Origin of the sequence: Enterobacter cloacae complex sp. SHL022, from assembly GCF_049237785.1 — a bacterium.
GTDB lineage: Bacteria > Pseudomonadota > Gammaproteobacteria > Enterobacterales > Enterobacteriaceae > Enterobacter > Enterobacter hormaechei_C.
The window spans coordinates 1-597 of record NZ_JBMKJH010000028.1 but is presented as its reverse complement, the minus strand read 5'-3'; the positions used below and the strand labels follow the sequence as shown (position 1 = coordinate 597).

Below are 597 nucleotides of genomic sequence, written 5' to 3'. Positions count from 1 at the left end.
GTTTATCTGGCACGCCGTTACGCGTGCCGTGGGGAATGTTAAGAACCAGGGGCCGGAACTAATCGAGGCAGCACAATAAAAAGTTAAAGAAACCAGGCGCGTTCTAAATGAGCGAGAAGTGAACATTTAGATAGGCATCGCCTTGCTATCCGCCCATATTAAAGCCGGATTTTTGAAAATCTCTGTAGACTTCCGGATTGTTGAAGGCCGGGAATTTAGCTTTATGGGCTGCTGATTCAATCGCTTCGCAATAGGCTTTATTACCATTGCTGGTTGATATTTTTAAAGCCGTGCCATCCTGAGCAAATTCAATATGCAACCTGCATTTTTTTCCCTTCCATTTCTGAGGCTCATCAAGTTTGTCATTTATTGCCGCCCTGATTGCCCGAGCTTGCTTACCCCATTCATCCTGATCATCCCAGCGTCCTGAACTGCAATTACCCGTAGCTGTGGTCTTATGGCAGTCAGAAGGATGCAACGGCGCACATCCCGCGACCAGGCTGAACGCAATGGTTGATATAACGATTTTCTGTACTGTATTAGACAATCCCATATCTTGCCCCTAAATCCCTTTAAACCTCAGCAATATTGGCACAT

The 597-nt window shown here is 45.9% G+C and carries 1 protein-coding gene and 1 pseudogene; one reads left to right on the top strand and one right to left on the bottom strand.

What is annotated here, in order from left to right; genetic code table 11:
* Positions 1–79: pseudogene (locus ACOTZD_RS22860) on the top strand (SOS response-associated peptidase); the annotation flags it as partial.
* Between the two features lie 66 nt (positions 80–145).
* Here ACOTZD_RS22860 and ACOTZD_RS22855 read toward each other — a convergent pair.
* On the bottom strand, positions 146–553 hold the full coding sequence (locus ACOTZD_RS22855; protein WP_032666022.1) for a cell envelope integrity TolA C-terminal domain-containing protein: 408 nt from the start codon (positions 551–553) through the stop codon (positions 146–148).
* Between the last annotated feature and the right edge of the window lie 44 nt (positions 554–597).

What these genes read in the sequence shown, in the direction of transcription:
- ACOTZD_RS22855 (WP_032666022.1), bottom strand. Translation starts at nt 553, where the DNA reads ATGGGATTGTCTAATACAGTACAGAAAATCGTTATATCAACCATTGCG.